Below are 21116 nucleotides of genomic sequence, written 5' to 3' on the forward strand. Positions count from 1 at the left end.
CTCCTTTAAGCTGGTGTGTTCTTTTTCTTGGACAAAAAAGAAAACTGCTGATCCCGTAAAGTTGGACGTCCGCCTCTCCAGTATTTGAGCAGGCGCAGTCCCGCCAACATAGCATGCCCTGTTCGAAAGTGGAGCATACATGAAAGCATCGTTTTTGAGCTCTTTTGATAAAAATTCGGCTCAATTGAAAGAATGGGCCGATTCTTCAGTTTCATATAATGGCTGATGATGCCGAGAGCCGCTCCTTTTAACGTCCACCCGGGCCCAATAAGGAAACCTGTTTCAGCGGCGTCACCTGTACCTATCTCAGACCGCCACTCAAACTTTGTGATGGAAATATTGGCGAGAAACCGTTTCACGATCGCATGCAGATGCACAATATGCTCGGTCAGTTCCTTCAGATCCTTTATGCTCGTCAGCATATCATCAGGAGAAACTTTTTCGTCACTGTTCTTAGGCTTCTTGTTTTCGCCAACTGCTTTTTCTTTTTTCAGCAGCAGGTTCGGTCCATCAGGATCCACTTTAATTAAAGGAATTTTATAGGTGTATTTCAGCAGTCCGAAAAAAGTCCTGAATTTAAGGCTTATCTCATCATCGTGCCCTACGTGCCTGATATCAGCGATAATCGTTATTTTCATAAATAAGATAAGCGTAAATAAAAGAATAAGTGCAATAGCGCAAATCCAGATCCAGGCCACCCCTGTCACATCCTTTCAATCCTCCAGTATCGTCCTCGGCAAAAAAAAATAAACCTGCGGCGGATGCAGGTTTATCTCGGTCAAAACTTATTCTGTCCCTGCCGGAGCAAGGATTCTTCCGCTTTTTCTCAAATATTCAGTTACAACGGCTGTATCTGCAAACAAATCGTGCACTCCCTGTTTCTTTGGAGTGAATGCTGCGACAGCGTAGCCGATCCACGTAAACTTTGAAATAAATCGCCCGATAAACTCTCTGAACAGAACGGTGCTCCATGTCAGTTCTTCCTGTTTGACGGAAATCACTTTCAGCCCAAGCACCATTTTACCGAGAGTTTGCCCGAGAAATTTCGTCATCAGGACAAAATACGCGTAAAAGACGGCCGCGGAACAAATCGCAATCGGAGAAAAAATGAACGTTTTCGATACTGGTATATCCAGCCATGTAAAAAGCGGATGAAAAACAATCCGGTTGATGCTCCAAATGACAATAATATCAATCAAATAAGCCCAGAATCTAAGCCAGAAGCCGGCATAGTGGACGTCCATTTCTTCTTGGCGATAAAGAGGCTGCTCCCGGGTTTGGCTGTTTTCTTCAAACGTAGCATCCATCTGCAAACCCTCCTTTTATTCTGAGTACAAATACATCATTCTTGGTGAATTCGACTGCGAGAAGAAACGGTATAAGCCCATCAGCTCAAATTCCTCGCTGAACACTTTTGTCGCGCCAAGTGAAAGCAGTGAATCAAGCCCGGCATTCGTTTCATACTCGACTACCTGTGCACCGTCGATCTTCAAATCTTTTTTCATGCCTTTTAACGCATCATCAGAGTATCCGAGTTCATCAATCAAGTTCAGCTCTTTTGCCTGGCGTCCGTCATAAATACGGCCGTCTGCAATTTTTCTTACTTCTGCATCCGACATCCCGCGCCCGCCGGCAATAACATCGACAAATCCGCTGTACGCATTATCAACCATTGCCTGAAGGATTTTGCGGTCTTCGGATGTCATTTCCCTGGAAGGAGACATGATATCTTTAAACTCCCCGCTCTTGATCGTTTCGAACTTCACGCCATATTTCTCAGCAAGGCCGCTGTAATTCACTCCCTGCATGATGACGCCAAGCGAACCGGTTAAAGTATCAGGGGCTGCGTAGATTTTGTCTGCCGGGGCAGAGATATAATAGCCTCCTGAGGCGGCTGTTGTTCCCATTGACACATAGATCTTTTTGTCATGCTTTTCTTTTGCATCCATTAAATGTTTATGTATTTCCGCACTCTCCACAACTCCTCCGCCCGGAGAATTCACTTTGAGCATAATGCCGCGGACATTGTTGTCTTCTGCTGCAGCATCGATCATTTTCAGGAACTGCTGATGATTGTAGCCTGCCGTCTCAAAAAAAGACGTCACATTTTCACCTGTATCCTGAATCACGCCGTTCACTTCAAGGACGACGATTTTGTCTGATTCATTTCCTGCTTCAAGCACCGTTTCTGCAAATTCTTCGTTTGCTGAAAGTGCATCTGTAAAGGCATTGCTGTTGGCCAAAGCCATACTTGTCAAGCTGATCACAACGGATACCCCGAAAAGAACAGCTGCGGTGACAAGTGCCCCCCATCGTTTCCCATTCATGCTGATTCCTCCTAAAACAGTTTCTGCTGGCCGAAAAACATTAGCCCGGCACGTGCAATTATTTTAATATTCAAGCCGAAAATGGTAAACTAAACACCATAAAGTATTGTAACACCATTTTCTAGGATTGTGTAACTTTTCCAACATTAAGGAGGATCACCATGACAGATAATCGGCGCAATGTTTACTTTTTCTACAAAAAACAGGATGATTTAGTACATAAAGTGGAAGGGCTTACTTCCCTCGCTTCCGAAAATGGATTTACAGTCGTGCAGGATGCAAAACAGGCTAACATCATTGTCAGCATCGGCGGGGACGGCACATTCCTTCAGGCTGTCAGAAAAACCGGATTCAGAGAGGACTGCCTGTATGCAGGAATTTCCGTAAAAGGAACTGTAAGCCTTTACTGTGACTTTAAAATCGAAGAAACAGATAAGATGATTGACGCCATGAGGGAAGCTCAAGTGGAGGTAAGACGTTATCCACTCTTAAATGTAACCGTTGACGGACACACATCCTTCCAGTGCCTAAACGAATGCTCCATCCGCTCCGGCATCATTAAAACGTTTGTTATCGACGTCTTTATTGATGACCTTCACTTTGAAACGTTCAGAGGGGACGGCATGATCATCTCTACGCCTACAGGCAGCACAGCCTATAACAAATCCGTTCAGGGAGCAGTGGTTGACCCGCTTCTGCCATGTCTGCAAGTAAGCGAGCTTGCCTCTTTGAACAACAATAAATACAGAACACTCGGTTCCCCGTTTATCTTGAGCGGAGACAGAAAGCTTACGCTGAAAATCGTCCAGGACGGCAATGACCACCCTGTCATCGGCATGGACAACGATGCCCTGAGCATCCGCCACGTCGAGAACGTCGAGCTTTCCTTAAGCCCATCCATGATTAAAACCGTTAAACTCAAAGACAATTCCTTCTGGGAAAAAGTGAAGCGGACATTCCTATAAAAGAAAGCAAGCGATTTAATGGTGTCCACTTTGGATAAAAAAGCAGCAGATACCCTGTATTTCGTGATTGATGAAATATAGGGTATTATTTTGTTTTTTGCTGACTTATATTCTACTCCGCTGATTTATAGGGCAGCATTTTAGCTTTTTGCATCCCTATAGTCTGCTACTCCTAATTTATAGGGCAGCATTTTCCCTTTTTGAATCCCTATATTTTGCTCCTGCTGATTTATAGGGCAGCATTTCGGCTTTTTGCATCCCTATATTCTGCTACTCCTAATTTATAGGGCAACATTTCGGCTTTTTGCATCCCTATATTCTGCTACTCCTAATTTATAGGGCAGCATTTCGGCTTTTTGCATCCCTATATTCTGCTACTGCTGATTTACAGGGCAGTATTTTGGCCTCTTGCCGCTCCATAATAACCGCCAGAGGAGGATGAACGGAATTTCAAAATTCATTTTGCACGCTGTTTCCAATTTCCTCTTCGGTTACTTCTTTCAATACATGTTTGTTTTATTTGTTATACTTTTCCTGTATATCAGTGAAGCTCTGGGCTATCCATTAGATCCAACATTAGAAAAAGGATTATTGGTTCCTTTTCTATTCATTACCGCTGCGGCAGGTTTGGTTTACTTTCCAACAGTCATATTGACAAACATGTATTGCCGGAAGAAGATTGAATGGAAATGGACCCCTTTTTTACTGCTCACTTTTCTCTTTTTTTCATCAGGTGTCTTTTCAAACGGAGAGAGAATAGCAACCTTTTCCAATTAATAAAGCGATTGAACTGCAAAGCATCAATGAAAAAACGCCCGGGAAGCCAGGCGTTTTTCTTGTTATATGATCTTGCAATCGTTCATTGACTTCTTCTCATACACTACCCTATCATCAACAACCGTCATAACAACTTCGGTCTCAAGCAGGGCATCTTCTTCAAAGATATCCCTGCTCAGGACGGTGAAGTCTGCGGTGTATCCTTTTGCGATGCAGCCGTATTCATGTTCATGATGCACGGCATATGCGCTCCCTTTTGTGTATAACTCTACCGCTTCATATACCGACAACCTCTCTTCCGGAAGATAGACCTGCCCGTCGTAAATGCTCTCTCTTTTTACAGCCGAGTAGATGCCAAGGAGGGGAGCAATCGGTTCAATCGGCGCATCTGATCCGCCTGCACAATTCACGCCTTCATTTATTAGTGTTTTCCAGGCGTAGCAGTACTTTATTTTATCCCGTCCGATGCGGTCCATCACCCATGGAAAGTCACTTGATGAAAATCTCGGCTGAATGTCGAGAATAACCGGGAGTTTTTTTACACGTTCAATCAGTTCCGCGTTCAGAATCTGAGCGTGAATCAGCCGGTCGTGCTGATGCTTTTGAAGGGGCGGATTCGCCTCAATGGCATCCAGTGCTTTTTCAAATGCAAGGTCGCCAATCGTGTGAATGGCAACCTCCATGCCATATCCTCTGGCTTTTTGAATCAGGCTGTTAAGCCCTTCTTCTGAATGGATGCTGACGCCATTTGTTCCGGGATCATCTTCATAAGGTTCGCTTAAGAGAGCCGTTCTTCCCCCAAGTGCACCATCGGCGAACAGCTTCATTGCGCCAAATTCGATAAACGGCCCCAAATCCCGCTCTTTTTGCTGAAATTCATCTGTTATATGATGATGAACAAGAAGATGCGCTCTAAACGTTTTCTTTTCTCCATTAATCACGGAGTCAAATGCGCCAAGAACATTTTCCAGGCTGCCGTAATATGACAGATCTTCGGTATGTCCTCCAACAAGACCTTTTTTATGGCAGTCTTCAATCGATTTCAGCAATGCTTTATGTAAATACTCCTTTGAAACCTGCGGTTGTGCCTGAAAAACAAGCTCCTGGGCCCCATCATGCATATAGCCTGTCGGATCGCCATTTTCATCCCGGACAATCAAGCCGCCTTCCGGGTCAGGAGTTTCTGAAGAAATACCTGCCAGCTCCATAGCTTTTGTATTCACAATAACAGCATGATGGCAAATACGTTTAATTAAGATGGGATGAACATTCGAAATGTCATCAAGCTCTCTCCTGTGGAGAATTTTGCGGTCAGGAAATTGGTTTTCATTAAACCCTTCTCCGATAATCCACTCACCGTGCTGGATCGTCTTTGCACGCTCACGCAAGCTTTCGAGCACTTTCTCTGAAGAAGCCATTTCTGAAAAATCAAGGTGCATCAGCTTTTCGCCATGGCCAATCACATGCATATGACTGTCTGTAAATCCCGGCAGCATCGTATGTCCGCCTAAATTCATTTCTTTGGCCCCGGGATACAAAGACCGGAGTTTTTCCAGATCCCCCGTATCTTTAATGTAGCCTTTTTCGGTATAGACCGCTTCAACTGTATCTCTTTCTTCTATTAAAGTATAAATTTTTCCGCCGAACCAAAGCGTGCCCACGTTCTCATTCCTCCAGCTCTTTCATTTGAATCTATGGTATCATTCAGAGCATGGAAAAACCAGACAGAGAGCTCCTGTCTGGTTTTCATAAATTTTAAGCTTCTGCAAGCTCTCGCTGTCTGAGCTCAATCCGTCTGATTTTGCCTGACGTCGTTTTTGGCAGTTCCTCGACAAATTCAATCTTCCTCGGATATTTATAAGGTGCAGTCAGTTCTTTTACGTGATCCTGAAGAGCAGGAATCAGATCCGGTGAGGAAGCATCCACTTCCTCCTGAAGCACGACAAATGCTTTTACGATGCTTCCGCGAAGCTCATCCGGACTTGCGACAACCGCGCATTCCTTGACGAAAGGATGCTTGACGAGCGCATCTTCGACTTCAAACGGTCCGATTGTATAGCCGGAGCTGATGATGATATCGTCTCTTCTGCCTTCAAACCAGAAGTAGCCGTCTTCATCTTTTCTGGCGCGGTCACCTGTAATATAGTAGTCCCCTCTAAACTGCATGGCAGTCCGCTCGGCATCTTTGTAGTATTCTTTGAAAAGAGCGGGAGTATCGACATGCACGGCGATGTCGCCGACTTCTCCGGCCGCACAGATGTCTCCGTCCTCATTGATGATTTCCACTTTGTTGCCTGGCGTCGGCATGCCCATAGAGCCGGGTTTCAGCTGCATTCCCTTCATGACGCCGACAAGAAGTGTGTTTTCTGTCTGGCCATATCCGTCTCTGACTTCTATGCCGAAGTAGTTTCTGAACGTATCAATCACTTCCCGGTTGAGCGGTTCTCCTGCTGAAACGGCGCTGTGGAGCTCAGGAAGTGAATAATCCTTCAGATTGTCCACTTTGGCCATCAGGCGGTACTCTGTAGGTGTACAGCAAAGTACGTTTACTTTATAATCCTGAAGCAGCTGAAGGTACTTCTTAGGTTCAAAGCGTCCGTTGTACACAAGTCCCGTTGCCCCCGATCCAAGAACCGATAAGAACGGGCTCCAGATCCATTTTTGCCAGCCAGGCCCCGCCGTTGCCCAGACAACATCATTCTCTTCAATACTCAGCCAGTTGCTTGCAGCGGTTTTAAGATGGGCAAATGCCCAGCCGTGCGTATGAACGACGCCTTTTGGATTGCCCGTTGTTCCCGATGTGTAGGACAAGAAAGCGTGGCTGTCCCTCTTTGTTTCTGCCACCTTGAGATCGCCTGATTGCCCGGCAGCCTCTTCTTCAAGGCTGTACCAGCCTTCTGCTTTTCCGCCGGCTGCAAACTTGTGCAGGCCGTCATATTCCTTAATCCCGCTGCATTCTGCAGTAAAATCTATGTAGGAAATGATGGCTTTCACATCTCCGTGGGTCACTCGGTATTGAAGATCCTTGGTACGCAGCATTTCTGAGCTTGGTATGACAACAAAGCCTGCTTTAAGGGCTCCCAAGTAAACCGCATATGCTTCCGGAAACCTCGGAATAATGACAAGGATTTTATCTCCCTGTGTAAGACCCTTACTAAGTAAAGCGCTTCCAATTCTGTTCGCTCTATCAAGAAGCTGTCCATATGTAAGTTCCTGTTTTTCTCCCTGCTCATTTTCCCATTTAAGGGCTACCCGGTTTGCATCTTTTGCGTGTTTTTCAACTTCTTCTACCAAATTGTAGATTTCTGGCGCAATTAGTTCATCTCTCAGCATAAGTGACCCCTCCTTGTACTTTCTATTCGATTATACATAATAATTTAACATTTTTGAATATTATTACAAAATAACTTTGTCTTCTTAATAAAATGAAAAAAGACACGGATGGAATCCGTGTCCTGTCTTAGCTCTGTTCATTTGATTCTACTGCATTTTTTGGTTCGTTTCTTCGTTTTCTGCCTTGCTTTCTTGACTTTTGAAGCTTTTGATCCTGTTCCGGTCCCTCAGAAAACTCAGTGCGGTTGTTTTTTGTCATGATTAGCAGCCTCCTCTATATGAATTGCTCATTGAGCAAAAAAGGGCAAAGAAAAGAGCGGGGTATGATCCCCACCCTTCGTAGCCATATCTATTTAGTTCAGGTTATTTTGAAAATCCACCCATGTTTTGTTGAGCGTAAGATACTAGACGTTTAGTGATCTCACCGCCAACAGAACCGTTAGCACGAGCAGTTGTTTCAGGTCCTAAGTTCACTCCGAACTCAGAAGCGATTTCGTATTTCATTTGGTCGATCGCTTGTTGTGCGCCTGGTACTACTAGTTGGTTTGAGCTGTTGTTTGCCATGTGTTTTCACCTCCTTGTGAGTATAGATTGTGTAAAAACACATGGCTTCATACAAACTTAATTTGGTAATTGTTCACAGTTTTTAAAAGAGCTCATCGAATTCCTCTTCAGAAGCAGCAGACAATTCCACTAACTCAGTTCGTTCAACAGCTTTTAAAATCATCGGCTCAAAATCAAGAAAGCTTTCAAAACGCTGCGCTTTCTCAAGCTTTGGCTTCGTTGCCGGTGATGGAGGCGTAAAAATGGTGCAGCAGTCCTCATACGGCAAAATGGATGTATCATGCGTGCCGATCTGCTTTGCAAGAGAGATGATATCTTTTTTGTCAGAGGCAATCAGCGGTCTGATGATAGGCGTGCTCGTCACGTCGTTAATGGCAAACATGCTTTCAAGCGTCTGGCTTGCGACCTGCCCGAGACTCTCTCCTGTCACAATCGCAAGCGCGTCATGCTTCTCACGTATCTTATCGGCTATTTGAAGCATCATCCTGCGCGTGGATGTCATGACATAGCTTTCAGGAACCTGCTTTTGAATCGCTTCCTGTATCTCGGTAAATGGAACGATATGCAGTCTGATCCTGCCCCCGAAAACAGTCAGTCTGCGGGCAAGTTCAATCACCTTTTGCTTTGCCCGCTCACTTGTGTACGGCGGGCTGAAAAAGTGGACAGCTTCAAGCTCTATTCCTCTTTTCATCGCAAAATAGCCGGCTACAGGACTGTCAATTCCTCCTGAAAGCATCAAAACGGCTTTACCGCTCGCACCTGCCGGCAATCCCCCGACGCCTTCGTAATCTCTTGAAGACAGATATGCCGCTTCTTCGCGAACCTCAACCCTTACATCAATATCCGGACTGTGCACATCTACAGTCAGTCCGTCAGTATTCTTCAAAATATGGCTGCCCACTTCATAATTTATTTCATTTGTCAGCAAAGGGAATGTTTTATCCGCTCTTTTTGCGGAGACTTTAAAGCTGTCTCCTGACTTATATTGACCTTCTATTAAAGCGAGAGCACCATTTTTGATTTCTTCCAGTTCTCTTTTCGTCTTCAATACAAGACTGAAGGAGTGAATGCCGAATACGAGCGGGAGCTTCTCGAGAATCTCCTCGTGATTCTCCCCGTTCAAGTTGATATAAAGCCGGTCGCGGTTGCCCCAGTACCCCAATGCAGGATAATCAGACAGCACCGATTTGAGGTTTTGCTTCAGACAGTTTACGAACCATCTTCTGTTTTTTCCTTTAGTGGTAATTTCCCCGTACCTTACCATAATGTGCTCATACTTCATAAAACTACCTCGCAAGTTTCACTAGTTTTTTTACAGATGCTTCTAAAACGGCTAAAAACCGCTCCAGGTCCTTATCTTCTGTGTCGTACGAAAGGCTGACCCTGATGGAGCTTGAAGCAACTGACCCGCTTTTTCCCATCGCAAGCAGCACTGTGCTGCTGCGCTTTCGTTTTGAAGAGCAGGCAGAGGTGGTAGAGACATAAATCTCTTCCTGTTCAAGCATCCGCAATAGAACTTCCGCCTCTGTACCCGGCACGGAAAAGTTGATGATATGGCCGGCCGACTGCCCTGCAGGCGTGTTGATCTGAACTGTATCCATATTTGCCAGCCCGTTTAATAAGAAGTGTTTTTGCCTGTTCATCTTTTCCCGGTTCGATTTGTACCGTTCAGTCGACATTCTTAGTGCTTTTGCCATCGAAGCCGCAAGAGCAGCACTTTCCGTTCCGGAGCGTGCCTGCATTTCCTGTTCGCCTCCAGAGAGCATCGGCAGCAGTTTAACCCCTTTTTTCATATAAAGGGCACCGCATCCTTTCAAACCATGGAATTTATGGCCTGAAATCGTGCACAAATCAATATGCTTAAGCGGCAATGGAACTTTTCCTGCTCCCTGGACAGCATCCACATGAAATGCGATTTTTGGATATGACGCAAGCATTTCCCCTATTTGTTCTATAGGCTGGATGGTCCCAACCTCATTGTTTATATGCATGATTGACACCAGGATCGTGTCAGGTCTAATGGCTTCTTCTACTTTTTCTATTGTGATCATCCCGTATTCATCCGGCTGCAGGTATGTAACGTCAAAGTCAAAGTGTTCCTTTAGCTGCTTGATGCTTTCAAGGACCGAGGGATGCTCGATCTTACTTGTGATGATATGTTTTCCGTGATGTTTTCTCGCAAGAGCTGACCCTTTAACTGCCAGATTGTTCCCTTCCGTGCCGCCGGAAGTAAAAATGACTTCGCTTTCTTCGGCACCTAAAAGCGCGGCTGTCTGCCTTCTTGCCTGAGTGAGGACCTTTTCCGCTTCAGCTCCGAGGCTGTGCAGGGAGGAAGGATTGGCAAAAAACCGGGTTGCAACTTGTGAGAAAGCGTGCAATACTTCATCGTATGGTTTTGTTGTAGCGCTATTGTCCAGGTAAATCATTTCCTGCTCCTCCTGTGTACAAACGAGGATGATTTCCTCAATCTTTATAGTTTGCACGAAACAAACAATCATAATAACACAGTTTGATGAAATAAGAAATCTTTGAAAGAACATTTGACAGATTTAATTTTTAGAATATAATAAAAATTGATTTAGTCACATTTTTCGACAAATTTTTTGGCGGATGTGATAGGATGTAAACGGATACATTGTTAGTACGTATATCTCAGGGGGATTTTTTGATGTCGAATAAATCGTTAACCATAAAAGAAACATTTGTTATAGGACTGATGCTGTTTGCATTGTTTTTTGGCGCAGGGAACCTTATTTTCCCTCCGGCACTGGGGCAGCTCTCAGGAGATCACATGTGGACGGCGATTATCGGCTTCCTTATTACAGGCGTTGGACTTCCGCTTCTTGGAGTCATTGCCATCGGGCTGTCCGGAAGTGATATTCAGTCCCTTGCAGGCAGAGTCCATCCTCTGTTTGGATTCTTCTTTCCTTTTGTACTCTATCTTGCGATCGGCCCGATTTTTGCGATTCCGAGAACGGCAACGGTCACATTTGAAATTGGGGTGATTCCATATTTGCCGGAGTCATCAAGCGGCGATGGCTGGATCCTGTTCCTTTTCACGCTGGTCTTTTTCGCTGTGACGTACTGGCTGTCTTTGAACCCTACAAAGCTTGTTGATACAATCGGCAAGCTGCTTACGCCGGTCCTGCTTATAGTACTTGCCCTGATCACAGTGAAAATGCTGGTTACTCCGCTTGGAACGTTTGAGAGTCCAACGAAAGAGTACGAGAACGGCGCGTTTTTCAAAGGGTTTCTTGAAGGCTACTTGACGATGGACACACTTGCGGCACTGGTCTTTGGAATTGTCGTCATCAATGCGGTTAAAGATAAAGGAGTTACAGACAGATCTCAAATAGCAAAAATCTGCTTAAATTCAGGCCTGATTGCTGCCGGCGGACTCGTGCTTGTATATGTATCATTGGCCTATCTCGGCGCTACAAGCGTCTCGAAGATTGGTTATCTTGATAACGGCGGAGCTATTTTATCTGAATCTGTCCATTACTTATTCGGCACGTTTGGAAATGCAGTGCTTGGAACCGCCATCCTGTTTGCATGCCTGACAACAAGTATCGGACTCGTATCTTCCTGCGGCAATTATTTTTCGAAAATTTTCCCAAGTCTGTCTTATAAAACGATTACCTTCATCATTTGTCTGTTCAGTATGACAGTGGCAAACGCCGGATTAACAAAGCTGATTTCGTTTTCTGTACCTGTTCTTGTGGCGTTATATCCTCTTGCCATTGTGCTGATTGCTTTATCTTTCTTCCACTCCTATTTCAAAGGAGCAAACGAAGTTTATCTTGGAAGCCTGCTGTTTACATTTGTGATAAGCGTTGCTGACGGCCTGAAAGCGGGAGGGCTTCTTCCTGCAGGACTGGACGCCTGGATGAAAGGAAATGTTCCACTGTTTGAATATGGAATTGGCTTTATCGTCCCTGCTGCTGTCGGCGGCCTTCTGGGATACATCTATTCCTCATTCAGAACGGCATCTGCTTCACCAGACAGCCAGAGAAAATAGTTGAACAGACATAAAAAATCCCGCACCGTTGAAGGTGCGGGATTTTTTATTTGGACGTCTGCTCTTCCAGCATGCTTTGAAGCTTTGAGAGCGAGCCCGGCTCAACCTGTTCCAAGGCTGCAGCTGCTTTATCAAGCGATTTTGTATATTCATAATTGCGGAAGTGATCTTCCGCTTCTTTCAGCTGTTCAGCGAGCGTACCATTTCTTCTCCGGTACTTGTTGCCGTACTGAATGACTTTCTCTGTCAGGTAGACTTGTTCGATCATCTCGTCTGACTGTCTTGAAAAAATTTCAATATGGGCAGTCGCTTCTTCAAGAATTCGATTCACTTCAATCATGTTAAGCGGGATTTCTTCAAGCTTTCGGCCAGCGTCTCCAAGCGAACGCTTCGCCTCTTTCAAAAGTTCTGCAAGATTCGGCGGCAGTCCCGGTACGTTGCTTTTTTGAATCTTCCGGCTTGCTTCATAAAGCTGTTTTCTTCCTTCAACAAGAGCTGCCCTTGCTTCTCTTTCTTCTTTCCTTAATGCAAGGAGCATTTCACTGAATTCCTGGTGCTCTGCACGCACTTCTTCAATTTGACTTTGGAGCTGCTCGAGCTCCTCCTTCAAAATGGAATGGGCCAGCTGTTCGGACTGAAGCTTGTTCTGGATAAGAGAAAACTGTTTGCACAGCGCTGAAATCTGTTTTTCAATTTTTCGGCGGCGGTCAAGGTCAACTTCTGAAATCTGGTAGCTTTCTTTGACAAGTTCCGCTTCTTCTTCTGTTTCCTGGCGCTTTTTAAGAAGATCTGCCAGCTGCTCATCTATTTTTACAGCAGCCGTCTGGACGAAATGATGGGCGAGTACTTCTTTTTCAAGCAAGTCGTAAAAAGTATCAATCGCTTCCTGCATCTCTTCTATATTTTCTTTTACTTCCAGTGTCTCGCCTTGAGCAAGAAGGGCCATATACGCCTCTAGCTGTTTGTTCATTTTTTCAAGCTCTGTCTCAAGCTGGATATGTTTCAGGTGGAATCCGTTCTCAAGCATTTCCTGATAGCCGTCTGACAGCTCTGAAAGCTGATTCGGAATGACAGTCTGACATTCTGCGAGCAGCTTTGGAATTTCATCAATTTTCTCAAGCAGAATATGGATCTCGTCCTTTTGCCCCAGAAGGATTTCACGGGCTGCAAGGTAATTCCCTTCTTCTGTTTCCGCTTCAAACTGCTTAAGCGCCTCAGTGATCTCTGCAAGCTTGATCTCAAGCGCTGCATGCGACTTTCCGAAGGTATGGCTGTGAGCCAGAAGCGTCTTCTTCGCTTTTTTGACTTGTGTTCTTACCTCTTCGATTTCTGTGCTGTTTTTCTCTTCACTCGTAATCAGTTCATTGATCTCAGAGATGATGATTTCAATTGATTCATCCACAAGCTTAAGCGTTTTCTCGATATGTTCAAGCACTTTTTTCGATTTAGTAAAGCGGTACTTGTCCGCGTAATCCTCTGCATCAAACAGGAGCTCCTCTACTTCCGGAAGCTGGGCTGTCAGGATTTCGTCCCACTCTTTTCTCCACCGCTCAAATAATTCTTCCGCCTGTCCTGTCATCTTTAGATCTTTGACCTTCGAAAGCTCATCTGCAATCGACCGGTTCATGATCTCGATTTTCAAGGCTTCCAGCCGGTCTACTTCTTTGTAGATATTTCTTCTGATTGCGTAGCCGACTCCAAATAAAACCAGCAAAATGACAATAAGTCCAATAACGACTTCCATAGTGAGCCCCCTCGTTGTGTTCCAGCAAATCGTCATAACAAGGTATAATATATTTATATGAATGTAAGTAACGATTGTCGAATTTTCATATGTAATCTGATCATTGTACGGTTAAATGTTTTTTCATTGTATTTATGATACCATGTAAACGACAATTTTTGACCGGTATTTTAAATTTTTTTGCACAATTTATCGCCATATTTCGCGGTACTTGAGAGGGGATTTTCTGCATGAGAAAAAAAGACGGACATGTACATACGCCATTTTGCCCGCACGGCTCTGATGACAGCCTTGAAATGTATGTTGAAAGGGCTTTGAGTGAAGGGTTTGAGGAACTGACTTTTACAGAGCATGCCCCTCTTCCGGAAGGGTTTGCAGATCCTGTTCCGGGGAGCGACAGTGCTATGAGCCATTCTGAATTGGAGGATTACATTACCCGGGTCACTTCTGTAAAAAAGACCTATTCCGGACATATAAAAATCAACCTCGGCTTTGAAGTGGATTACATCCGCGGGTATGAAAAGGGGACAGAAAGTTTTCTAAACGACTATGGCCCGTTCATGGATGACGGGATTTTGTCTGTTCATTTTCTGAAGCCCGGCAGCGAATATCAATGCCTTGATTTTGACAGTGATACCTTTTTAAAAATGGCCGAATCGGCCGGCGGCGTAAAGAAGCTGCATGAACTTTACTACGAGACCCTGATTGCTGCAGTTAAATCAGAGCTTGGTCCTTATAAGCCGGGCAGGCTGGGACATCTGACGCTTATAAAAAAATTCCAGAAAGCATTTCCTGCTGAGTTTGACCTAAAAGACATGCAGCTGTCCCTTCTTTCTGCTGTTAAAAAGAACGAGATGGAGCTCGATTTTAATACAGCAGGACTCAGAAAAGAACTTTGCGGCGGGATCTATCTTGACGGATGGATGATCAAGGAGGCAAAAAAACAAAACATCCCTCTCATATACGGGTCTGATGCCCATAGTGCAAAGGATGTTGGAGCACACTATTTTCATTATGAGGAGGCCCTGGTCTGATTGGCCGGAATCCTTACACGATTGCTTCCTTCTTTGAAGGATCGCATAAAAGATGGTCAATCCAGATTTCAATTTCGTGAAAATACTGTTTCACAAAATAGGATTCATGGGTTTGAATATAGAGCACTTCGCTCATATATTGCGGCTGAAGGTACGGCATGTTCAGAAGGCTCTTCAGCTGCACAAGAATGTGGGCCATCGGTGCTTTCCGGAACTGTCCGGAGCGGATGCCCTCTTCAAGAATGGCTTTAAAAAAGTACTTTTCTTTTGTGAGATACGTTGTCATCACTTCTCTGATCAACATTGAATCGAGGGTTACTTCTCTCAGAACAAATCGTGCAAGTTGACGGTTTTCATGCTGATAGTTTAGAATATCCCCAATCAAGAGAAGCAGGCAGTTTTTTGGTGTTTCTCGGCTCAGGCGGAGATAGCCTGTTTCAATGACTGAAAGGTATCCTTCATAATACTTTGAAACCAAGTATTCCAGAAGGCCGCCCTTTCCATTAAAGTAATAGGAGATGTGAGCAACATTGACATTCGCTTTTTTGGCAATTTCCCTTACGGATGTGCCGTTAAAGCCCTGTGTGTTGAACAGTGCTACAGCTGCATCGATGATCTTTTCTTTCGTTTGATTGGAGGCGTTCGGCTGCACTGGCATAAATCTCACCCCTTTCATCATTACTTTGTACATTCAAGAAAATAGGAAGATATCCTCTATTCTTTTATCGACAAAGTTTGTCCGCGCGCTCTAATACGCGTGAAAAATACACAAAGGTGGGGAAATATCGTGTTTCATGTCGAAAAATACAGCGGGAAACAAGAAGAAAATTACGAAATGCTCATTAAGCAGCTGAAGGCTTTGCTCGATGGAGAAAAAGATGCGATCGCCAATCTGGCCAATGCGTCGGCTCTTTTAAACCAGTTTCTTACGGAAATCAATTGGGTCGGTTTTTACCTTTACAAAGACAGCGAGCTTGTTCTCGGCCCGTTTCAGGGACTGCCGGCATGTGTAAGAATACCTGTCGGAAGAGGCGTGTGCGGTACCGCTGCACAAAACCGCAAAACAGAGAGAGTGGCGGATGTCCACGCTTTTCCGGGACACATTGCCTGTGATGCCGCATCTCAGTCTGAAATCGTCGTCCCGATGGTGAAGGACGGGGAGTTAATCGGCGTCCTTGATATTGACAGTCCGATTAAAGACAGATTCAGCGAGCTTGACCAAAAGTATCTGGAGAAGTTCACGGAAACGCTTGTTGATTTTCTGTAAGTTTTCAACTTAAATGACGACAAAATGCCCGAGAGCTTCATAGCCTCTCGGGCATTTCAACTTTATAAAGCATCCAAAGCCTGGTTCAGATCATTCCAGATGTCTTCCACATTTTCAAGGCCGACAGACAGCCTCACAAGATTGTCGCTGATGCCCATCTCATGCCTTTCTGCTTCCGGTATAACCGAATGGGTCATAGTGGCAGGGTGCTGAATCAGACTCTCCGCATCACCCAGACTTACAGCGATTTTAATAAGATTCAGCGCGTTCATAAACCGCTGGACCTCCAATTTGCTCTCTTCTTTTAACGTGAACGAAATCAATCCGCCGCCTTTTTTCATTTGCTTCCTGGCAATGCGCGTTTCCTCAGAGTCACCGATAAATGGATACACAACCTGCCCGACTGCAGGATGCATCAGCAGTCTCCCGGCAATTTCAGCAGCACTCTCACAATGCCGGTCCATTCTGACTGGGAGAGTCTTCAGCCCTCTAAGCAAAAGCCATGCATCAAACGGAGACATAATGGCCCCGATATCTTTCCTTTCAGTCATGGCAAGCTTTTGAATGTACTCTTTATCCCCTGCAGCAAATCCGCCGATCACATCTCCATGACCGCTGATGTATTTAGTGGCGCTGTGAAGAACGATATCACAGCCGTGAGAAAGCGGCTGCTGAAGGTACGGCGAGCAGAACGTATTGTCCACCACGACGCGAAGCCCATGAGCTTTAGCAGCTTCTGCAACGGTTTGAAGACTGATGATCTGCATCGTTGGATTAATTGGTGTTTCAATATAAATAAAGGCAGTTTCCGGTCTGATCTCTTTTTCAATCTCTTCTTTAGAAGAAAGCTCAGAAAACGAATAAGTCACGCCAAATTTTTCTTTTAGCATGTTCAAAAGGCCAAACGTACAGCCGTAGATCCCTTTTGAGCAAAGAATGTGAGAACCTGTTCTCACCATTGACATCATGACGGCAGAGACCGCCCCCATGCCTGATCCAAAAGCAAGTGCTGCTTCTGCCCCTTCAAGAGATGCAATCTTTTGTTCAGCCAGCTGAACCGTCGGATTGCCGAGTCTTGAATAGATGTGTCCTTCTTCCTCTCCCGAAAACCTCCGCTCTCCACTTTCCGCCTTGTCAAAGACAAAAGTGGCCGTTTGATAAAGCGGCGGAGCCAGACTGTTATATGGATCTTTCATCTTTTCCTGACTGTGAATCACCTTTGTTTCAAATTGATATTCCTTCCCCATGTCTTTTCCCCCTTAAGCTGCTGCCTTCCATATCATATGACAAATCAACTAATTTTGAAAGCGCTTTCTTATTTTCGTAAAAAAAGAAGAGTCAGGAGGTCTCGTGCATGACCTCTGATTCTTCATAAAAGACTGCGCAGTTCTTTCCGTTTTCTTTTGCTTTGTAAAGCGCCTGATCTGCTCTTCTTATCATTCTTTTCAGAGATTCAGGCTCCTCTGCCGTCCAGTGGGCAACGCCGCACGAAATCGTAACAGATGGAAAAGTCTCATTCTGTACAGAATCAACTATGCGGTTCGCAAGTTCGATACCGTAACGCGGGTCAGCCTGCGGCAAGTAAACGGCAAGCTCCTCACCGCCCCATCTGGCTCCAACGTCACTTTCTGTGATGCTGTTCATAATGATGCCTGCCACCTGAATCAAAATGTCATCCCCTGTCTGATGCCCGTGCGTATCATTAACGGTTTTAAAATCATCAATATCCATCAAGATAAATACTCCCTGGCTGTCCGTTTTAAGAGAGTGCTGAACCGAATCATCCAGATAATTTCGGGAATACAGTTTTGTAAGATGGTCTGTAATGACCAGCAGTTCAAGTTCTTCTCTCAGCATGGAGTTCATTAATGCAAGCGTTGAATGGTGAATAAGGGACTGCATCAATTTAAACATTTCAAACGTGAAAGCATACGGATTCCTATGCAGAATAACAGCGAAACCCTTCAATTCATCCCTTTGAACCATCGGAATGGCAATCAAGGAAGAAAAAGCGGCATCTTTCACCTTTAAGTCTCCAATGAATACTCCTTCAAGTTCCTGCCTTACTCTGCGCTCTGCAATTTCCAGATAAAAAGAAGCTTCTGCCGTATGAAAAAACGACGTACTGCCTGGAAGCATCCTCGTCCCTTCGCTGCTTGTATAGAAAAAGCCCGTCTCATCAGCAGAAAAAGAACGGATCATCCGGTCAGACATAAAGGTCATCGTATCAATGAGCCTTAAATTTTTGTTGAGTTTGTGCGATGTCTCATTGATGAGCTGCAAATCGGAAACAAGTTTTTTCGACTGTTCGTAGAGCTTGGCATTTTCAAGAGCATGACCGGCAGCTTCAGCAAGTGAAGCGGTCATCACCGTTTCATCCTCGTCCAGTTCAGACCGGTTCTGCTGAGTAACCTCGACTACACCGTAAATGCCCTGGTTCCCTTTAAGCGGCGCATACAAAACAACCTGGTTTGAAGACTCAGAGGCATCCCATTTAATCTCTCCGGTCAAATAGGCTTCCATCGCGCTCTCGCTGCCTGTCCCTTCGTAATCAAACTCTTTCACGGGCAGCTGATGGCTGCTGTCACTGTCGTGTGATAAAAATAAATAAAAAAGATAGTCAGGAAACATTTTCTGAAGAGATAAAATCAATTGATTTAACACTTCATCCTTATTCATAGTCGCATGAAGCCTTTTAGTAAGCGCATAGAGCTCCTGATAGTTTTTTTCCATATCCGTTTTCTTCTGAAGGCGCTGAAAGTGTGCAAGAAAAAGACTGCATTCTTTAATTAGAAGTCTATAAAAATCTTCATCAAAGACGTGTTCCTTCTCGGTTACAGAAAGCAGAAATCCCTCAGAAAGCATAAGGTCGACCCTTGACTCTGTCCGCTCGATCAACGAGCGCTTCTGTCTGAAGGGCACCGTGTGGTAGGAATGCGAACTTGCAGCAATCAACAGGTACTGATCCTCTTTGCGCTTAAAAAAAGAAACATACTCTGCACTTAAATATGATTGGAGGCAGCTGACAGCATATTCCGCTGCATGTCTGCTGTACGGACGTGCCTGACTGCTGATATAATCAAAAAAAGAACTTTTAATGGATAGTAGTATGTATTCAGAATGACTTGTCACAAAAATCCCCCGTATGTCCGAATCAGCTTTCGTTCCTTCATTGTAACATATATTTTTTTCCAATTTATTAACCGAATGTGTTTTTTCCTCTATTTGTATTATCGTCTTTTCTGATAGATTGTTGACTTTCCAATATCAAAATTATATAATGGTCGTTGTGTAAAATAAATATTCGCAGCCTATTGATACCACTGCTGTGATTTCATTTTGTTCCTCTGTGACGAGGTGTATCGTGTAACTCTCTGCTGCTGGAGCGAGGATATATGAAAACAAAATGTGCACTCAGTCAGGGTCAGTCTGTTTTTATTTTATGCCAAATAAAAACATGTAAGGAGGAGACATCTATGTCTCGTTATACAGGTCCAAGTTGGAAACTTTCCCGTCGTCTGGGAATTTCATTAAGCGGAACAGGTAAAGAATTAGAAAAGCGTCCATTCGCACCAGGTCAGCACGGCCCGACTCAGCGTAAAAAACTTTCTGAGTACGGCTTACAGCTTCAAGAAAAACAAAAGCTTCGCCACATGTTCGGTGTGAACGAGCGTCAATTCCGCAACACATTTGACAAAGCTGCTAAAATGACTGGTAAACACGGTGAAAACTTCATGATTCTTCTTGAATCACGTCTTGACAACGTTGTTTATCGTTTAGGCCTAGCTCGCACTCGCCGCCAGGCACGCCAAGTTGTTAACCATGGCCACATCATGGTTGATGGAAGCCGCGTAGACATTCCATCATTCCAAGTGAAGCCAGGTCAAACAATCACACTTCGCGAAAAATCTCGCAACCTTGACATCGTTAAAGAATCAATCGAAGTAAACAACTTCGTTCCTGATTTCCTAACTTTCGATGCTGACAAATTAGAAGGTACTTTCACTCGTCTTCCAGAGCGCTCTGAAATGCCTGCTGAAATTAACGAAGCTCTTATCGTTGAGTTCTACTCTCGTTAATCTGTTTCGAACCCCCTTATCATGTTGTTTTTACAACATGTCAGGGGGTTTTTTGTTTTATCTTCTCTGCAAATTCAGTCATGCTTGCACGATCAGACGTTTTTGATACAGCTGCCTTTCTTCCAAAGAAGACAGAAATGACTACTATAAATGCTGTTAATACTGTCACCGTTGTGATAGATTCGCCCAAAAAGAGAGCAGCAAACCCTATCATCAAAAACGGCTGTAAATATTGCAGCTGGCTGATTCGTGCAATCCCCCCTGCTGCCATCCCGCCATACCAGGCAACATAGGCCAAAAACTGGCTTACAACTCCCAAATAGAGCAAACTGACCCAAGCCTGCCATGGAACACGCAGCATTTCCACAGACATCTCCATCGCTACAGGAATCAGGAAAAAAGGCGCACCTATTACAATAGCCCAGGCAATAACTTGCCAGCTCCCCATTTCCTTTGACAGCTTTCCTCCTTCAGCATAACTCAGTCCCAAAATAAGAATGGCTGCTAAGAGTCCTGCATCCTCTAATTGAAGTTTTCCCAGACCCAAATACATCGCATATGCAATGACCGCTCCCGAACCAATGAAACTTGCAATCCAAAACCTCAGAGAAGGACTCTCTCCTGCTCTAAACAGGGCGAAACCCGCTGTTGCCAATGGCAGTAATGCCAATTCCACTGCTCCGTGCGAAACCGGGAGGGTCTTCATTACCCATGTAGTCAGTAAAGGAAAGCCTAACACAGCTCCTGCTGCAACAATGAAAATACCTTTCAGCTGCTTAAGGTCAGGTGCTTTTTCCTTTCGGACGAGCAGTATTACTCCCGCCAATATGGATGCAATGATTGTTCTTCCTAATCCCACAATCGTTGTGCTGAAATATTCAACTGCTATACCTGTAGCGGGCAGAGTTAAACTAAAGCAGATGACACCCGTTAACCCCAACAGTAACCCCATTTTTTCTTGCTCCATTTTGTCTCCTCCTTAAATTATCCAGAAAAATGAGGACAATT

General features: G+C 44.6%; 19 protein-coding genes. 5 read left to right on the forward strand and 14 right to left on the reverse strand.

Annotated elements, in window-relative coordinates; all coding sequences use genetic code 11:
• Nucleotides 1-5 precede the first annotated feature (5 nt).
• From ACK1LH_RS15880 to sppA, 3 genes are all read right to left on the reverse strand, one after another.
• Nucleotides 6-698: a DUF2953 domain-containing protein gene (locus ACK1LH_RS15880; RefSeq protein ID WP_411333566.1), complete on the reverse strand. Its 693-nt coding sequence runs from the start codon at nucleotides 696-698 to the stop codon at nucleotides 6-8.
• Nucleotides 699-785: 87 nt separating this feature from the next.
• The gene (locus ACK1LH_RS15885) at nucleotides 786-1307 is read right to left on the reverse strand and encodes an RDD family protein (RefSeq protein ID WP_411333567.1); all 522 of its coding nucleotides are present in this window, start codon (nucleotides 1305-1307) and stop codon (nucleotides 786-788) included.
• A 15-nt stretch (nucleotides 1308-1322) separates the two neighbouring features.
• On the reverse strand, nucleotides 1323-2327 hold the full coding sequence (gene sppA / locus ACK1LH_RS15890; protein WP_203288399.1) for a signal peptide peptidase SppA: 1005 nt from the start codon (nucleotides 2325-2327) through the stop codon (nucleotides 1323-1325).
• 161 nt (nucleotides 2328-2488) lie between these two features.
• Here sppA and ACK1LH_RS15895 point away from each other — a divergent pair, with 161 nt between their 5' ends.
• Nucleotides 2489-3292 carry an NAD kinase gene (locus ACK1LH_RS15895; protein ID WP_029279090.1) on the forward strand — a complete coding sequence of 268 codons (804 nt, stop codon included), beginning with the start codon at nucleotides 2489-2491 and terminating at the stop codon, nucleotides 3290-3292.
• Nucleotides 3293-4131: 839 nt separating this feature from the next.
• Here the strand turns inward: ACK1LH_RS15895 and ACK1LH_RS15900 are convergent.
• The 6 genes from ACK1LH_RS15900 to ACK1LH_RS15925 all read right to left on the reverse strand — a co-directional run bounded on the left by ACK1LH_RS15900 (nucleotide 4132) and on the right by ACK1LH_RS15925 (nucleotide 10392).
• Complete coding sequence (locus ACK1LH_RS15900) at nucleotides 4132-5730, reverse strand: amidohydrolase (RefSeq protein WP_411333569.1); 1599 nt, start codon at nucleotides 5728-5730, stop codon at nucleotides 4132-4134.
• A 94-nt stretch (nucleotides 5731-5824) separates the two neighbouring features.
• On the reverse strand, nucleotides 5825-7402 hold the full coding sequence (mbcS, locus tag ACK1LH_RS15905) for an acyl-CoA synthetase MbcS (protein ID WP_029279084.1): 1578 nt from the start codon (nucleotides 7400-7402) through the stop codon (nucleotides 5825-5827).
• Between the two features lie 127 nt (nucleotides 7403-7529).
• Nucleotides 7530-7661, reverse strand: coding sequence for a hypothetical protein (locus ACK1LH_RS15910; protein WP_267881643.1), 132 nt, complete (start codon nucleotides 7659-7661; stop codon nucleotides 7530-7532).
• Nucleotides 7662-7765: 104 nt separating this feature from the next.
• Nucleotides 7766-7966 carry an alpha/beta-type small acid-soluble spore protein gene (locus ACK1LH_RS15915; RefSeq protein ID WP_029279082.1) on the reverse strand — a complete coding sequence of 67 codons (201 nt, stop codon included), beginning with the start codon at nucleotides 7964-7966 and terminating at the stop codon, nucleotides 7766-7768.
• Between the two features lie 82 nt (nucleotides 7967-8048).
• Entirely contained in the window at nucleotides 8049-9248 is a 1200-nt protein-coding gene (gene thiI / locus ACK1LH_RS15920) for a tRNA uracil 4-sulfurtransferase ThiI (protein WP_411333570.1), read from the reverse strand.
• A gap of 4 nt (nucleotides 9249-9252) precedes the next feature.
• Nucleotides 9253-10392, reverse strand: coding sequence for a cysteine desulfurase family protein (locus ACK1LH_RS15925; protein ID WP_029565825.1), 1140 nt, complete (start codon nucleotides 10390-10392; stop codon nucleotides 9253-9255).
• 242 nt (nucleotides 10393-10634) lie between these two features.
• Between ACK1LH_RS15925 and brnQ the strand changes: the two genes are divergently transcribed.
• Nucleotides 10635-11984 carry a branched-chain amino acid transport system II carrier protein gene (gene brnQ / locus ACK1LH_RS15930; protein ID WP_029279077.1) on the forward strand — a complete coding sequence of 450 codons (1350 nt, stop codon included), beginning with the start codon at nucleotides 10635-10637 and terminating at the stop codon, nucleotides 11982-11984.
• Nucleotides 11985-12030: 46 nt separating this feature from the next.
• Here the strand turns inward: brnQ and ezrA are convergent, their stop codons facing one another.
• Nucleotides 12031-13728 (reverse strand): septation ring formation regulator EzrA, encoded by a 1698-nt coding sequence (ezrA, locus tag ACK1LH_RS15935; protein ID WP_411333571.1) that lies wholly within the window; start codon nucleotides 13726-13728, stop codon nucleotides 12031-12033.
• Nucleotides 13729-13958: 230 nt separating this feature from the next.
• Here ezrA and hisJ point away from each other — a divergent pair, with 230 nt between their 5' ends.
• Nucleotides 13959-14762 (forward strand): histidinol-phosphatase HisJ, encoded by an 804-nt coding sequence (gene hisJ, locus ACK1LH_RS15940; RefSeq protein WP_029565826.1) that lies wholly within the window; start codon nucleotides 13959-13961, stop codon nucleotides 14760-14762.
• A 13-nt stretch (nucleotides 14763-14775) separates the two neighbouring features.
• Here hisJ and refZ read toward each other — a convergent pair whose 3' ends face one another.
• A complete protein-coding gene (gene refZ, locus ACK1LH_RS15945) occupies nucleotides 14776-15420 on the reverse strand; it encodes a forespore capture DNA-binding protein RefZ (protein WP_029279072.1) in 645 nt (214 codons plus the stop codon).
• A 129-nt stretch (nucleotides 15421-15549) separates the two neighbouring features.
• Between refZ and ACK1LH_RS15950 the strand changes: the two genes are divergently transcribed.
• Nucleotides 15550-16029, forward strand: a complete 480-nt coding sequence (locus ACK1LH_RS15950; RefSeq protein ID WP_029279070.1) for a GAF domain-containing protein — start codon at nucleotides 15550-15552, stop codon at nucleotides 16027-16029.
• Nucleotides 16030-16091: 62 nt separating this feature from the next.
• Here ACK1LH_RS15950 and megL read toward each other — a convergent pair whose 3' ends face one another.
• Together megL and ACK1LH_RS15960 are read right to left on the reverse strand one after the other, a co-directional pair.
• Nucleotides 16092-17276 carry a methionine gamma-lyase gene (megL, locus tag ACK1LH_RS15955; protein ID WP_203288407.1) on the reverse strand — a complete coding sequence of 395 codons (1185 nt, stop codon included), beginning with the start codon at nucleotides 17274-17276 and terminating at the stop codon, nucleotides 16092-16094.
• Between the two features lie 91 nt (nucleotides 17277-17367).
• A complete protein-coding gene (locus ACK1LH_RS15960) occupies nucleotides 17368-19161 on the reverse strand; it encodes a diguanylate cyclase domain-containing protein (RefSeq protein ID WP_411333573.1) in 1794 nt (597 codons plus the stop codon).
• 344 nt (nucleotides 19162-19505) lie between these two features.
• Here ACK1LH_RS15960 and rpsD point away from each other — a divergent pair, with 344 nt between their 5' ends.
• Nucleotides 19506-20108, forward strand: coding sequence for a 30S ribosomal protein S4 (rpsD, locus tag ACK1LH_RS15965; RefSeq protein WP_029279064.1), 603 nt, complete (start codon nucleotides 19506-19508; stop codon nucleotides 20106-20108).
• Nucleotides 20109-20148: 40 nt separating this feature from the next.
• Here the strand turns inward: rpsD and ACK1LH_RS15970 are convergent, their stop codons facing one another.
• On the reverse strand, nucleotides 20149-21075 hold the full coding sequence (locus ACK1LH_RS15970; protein WP_203288410.1) for a DMT family transporter: 927 nt from the start codon (nucleotides 21073-21075) through the stop codon (nucleotides 20149-20151).
• Nucleotides 21076-21116 lie beyond the last annotated feature (41 nt).

The organism is Metabacillus indicus (assembly GCF_046603695.1).
Classification (GTDB): Bacteria; Bacillota; Bacilli; order Bacillales; family Bacillaceae; genus Bacillus_P; species Bacillus_P indicus.